The 2,563-nt window shown below is 61.4% G+C and carries 4 protein-coding genes and 1 pseudogene; all 5 read left to right on the top strand.

Features of this window, described 5'->3' with window-relative positions; translation table 11 throughout:
• A pseudogene (locus tag ACXJ7R_RS29675) lies at positions 1-301 on the top strand (M48 family peptidase); the annotation flags it as partial.
• A gap of 70 nt (positions 302-371) precedes the next feature.
• A complete protein-coding gene (locus ACXJ7R_RS29670) occupies positions 372-1,175 on the top strand; it encodes a DsbA family protein (RefSeq protein ID WP_457154932.1) in 804 nt (267 codons plus the stop codon).
• Between the two features lie 149 nt (positions 1,176-1,324).
• Positions 1,325-1,759 (top strand): type II 3-dehydroquinate dehydratase, encoded by a 435-nt coding sequence (gene aroQ / locus ACXJ7R_RS29665; protein ID WP_095090709.1) that lies wholly within the window; start codon positions 1,325-1,327, stop codon positions 1,757-1,759.
• 26 nt (positions 1,760-1,785) lie between these two features.
• Positions 1,786-2,244 (top strand): acetyl-CoA carboxylase biotin carboxyl carrier protein, encoded by a 459-nt coding sequence (accB, locus tag ACXJ7R_RS29660; protein WP_457154931.1) that lies wholly within the window; start codon positions 1,786-1,788, stop codon positions 2,242-2,244.
• A gap of 10 nt (positions 2,245-2,254) precedes the next feature.
• Positions 2,255-2,563 (top strand): biotin carboxylase N-terminal domain-containing protein (locus ACXJ7R_RS29655; RefSeq protein WP_457154930.1); only part of this gene is annotated, 309 nt, incomplete at its 3' end.

The raw sequence follows: 2,563 nt of genomic DNA, 5'->3' as shown, positions 1-2,563 counted from the left end.
GGCGCTGATGGCCGTCGGTACGCCTGAATCCCTCAAGAAAGCCGTCGTGCAGATCAACAATGGTCTGCAGCGAGACAAGGAAAATGCGGCCGGTTACCGCTACCTTGCACAGGCCTATGGCGAACTGAGTGACATACCGGGCGCAGAACTTGCCACCGCCGAAGGTCATTTCTATTCCGGCAACTATAAGGATGCTAAGATCTTCGCCATGCGGGCACAGCAGCAGATGAAGCGCGGCGAACCGCGATGGCTTCGCGCCCAGGACATCATAAACTACGCACCATCGACCAAGATCAAGTGAACCTTCTGGCAGCACGCTGCGACACAGTCAGACGAACGGGCCGGAAAAACAGGTAGAAGGAACAGGAACGATGAAAAAGGCACTGCTGCTGGGCACCACGGGGGCCGTGGCCGCCCTGGCCATGCTGGCTTTCGGATTCGTGGCCGGAAACCCACAGATTGCCAAGGCCGGTACGGCGCAGCCGGCCCAGACGGCAGAGTCCGACACCAAGATCGACCGCACCGAGGTCGAAGGTATCATCCGCGACTATCTGTTGAAGAACCCGGAAGTGCTTCTGGAGGTTCAGGACGCGCTCGAAGCCAAGCAGAAGGAAGAGCAGCGCATCGCCCATATGGGTGTCATCAAGGATGCCAAGGACCAGATCTTCAACTCGGCATTCGACGGCGTCGTCGGCAACCCGAACGGCAAGGTCACCATCGTCGAGTTCTACGACTACAATTGCGGCTTCTGCAAACGCGCCATCGACGACATGCGGGCGCTGACCAAGTCCGATCCGGACCTGCGCTTCGTGCTCAAGGAGTTCCCGATCCTCGGACCGGATTCGCAGAAGGCGAGCGTGGTTTCGATGGCATTCCACCTGATGAAGCCGGAAAAGTATGGCGAGTTCCACAACGCACTGCTCGGCGGCCAGGGACGCGCCACCGAGGCGGCGGCGATCAAGATCGCGCTTTCGCTCGGCGCCGACGAAGCGATGCTGCGCGAGAAGATGAAGGACCCGTCGATCAACGAGGCCTTCTCCAAGACCTACGATCTTGCCAACAAGCTGGCGATCACCGGAACGCCGTCTTATGTGGTCGGCAACGAGGTGGTGTTCGGGGCGCTTGGACAGGAAGTGCTGGCTGAAAAGATCGAGGCGGCGAAAGCCGCGCTCTGATCTTGCTCACGGGCATATTTTCAGGGGTACATTTCCGCGCGTTGTGGACAGTGAAAGAACGCACTTGCGCTCTTTTCGCAGGCGTCTATGCCCATTATAGAGGGCCCAGCGCGCCGGCTTGATGTCGGCGCCGGGAAAGGTCGGCTTTTTTGAAAACGGTTTTCGTCCTGAACGGTCCCAATCTCAACGCGCTCGGCAAGCGCGAGCCGGGCATCTATGGCGGCAAGACGCTTGCCGCGATCGCCGAGGACTGCAAACAGGCCGGCACAGCACTTGGGCTCGAGATCGATTTCCGCCAGTCGAATCACGAGGGCGACCTTGTCGACTGGATTCAGGAAGCTGGCGACAAGGCCGCCGGCATCGTCATCAATCCAGGCGCCTACAGCCACACCTCGATCGCGATCCACGACGCCATCCGCGCCATCGCGCCGCTGCCCGTCGCTGAAGTCCATCTTTCCAACATCCATGCGCGGGAACCATTCCGCCACGTGTCCATGGTCGCGCCGGTTGCCGTCGGCATGATCTGTGGCTTTGGGCCGCTCGGCTACACGCTGGCCCTGCAGGCGCTGGCCGCACGCCTATGACCGGCCAACAAACAGAAGGCTCGAAAATGTCGATAAAGAAGACCGGTGTTGACCAGCAGCTGATCCGCGATCTGGCGGGCATACTGAACGACACCAACCTCACCGAGATCGAGGTTGAACTGGGCGACCTGAAGGTGCGTGTTTCGCGGCAGGCCCCGGCCGTGCACGCGATCGCGGCACCGCAGCCGGCCTATGCACCGTCAGCCGCCCAGCCCATTGCCGCGGCAGCCCCGGCAGTGGTCGACGTGGCGAAGAACGCGATCACCTCGCCGATGGTCGGGACCGCCTATCTGGCGCCATCGCCCGACGCGAAGGCGTTCATCGAAGTCGGCCAAAAGGTCAAGGAAGGCCAGACGCTGCTGATCATCGAGGCGATGAAGACGATGAACCAGATTCCTTCGCCGCGCTCCGGCACGGTGACGGCCATCCTGTTCGAGGATGCGACGCCTGTCGAATACGGCATGCCGCTCGTTGTGATCGAGTAGAGCGGGCCGGATGTTCCAGAAGATCCTCATCGCCAATCGCGGCGAAATCGCGCTTCGGGTGCTGCGTGCCTGCAAGGAACTCGGCATCCAGACGGTGGTGGTGCATTCGACCGCCGACGCCGATGCCATGCATGTGCGGCTCGCCGACGAAAGCGTCTGCATCGGGCCGCCGCCATCGCGCGACAGCTACCTCAACATCCATCAGATCGTCGCGGCCTGCGAGATCACCGGCGCCGATGCCGTGCATCCGGGCTATGGCTTCCTGTCGGAAAACGCCAAGTTCGCGGACATCCTGGCCGCCCACAACATCACCTTCATC

The sequence above is a fragment of the Mesorhizobium sp. P5_C1 genome, from assembly GCF_054049815.1.
This window is presented reverse-complemented; position numbering and strand designations above follow the sequence as displayed.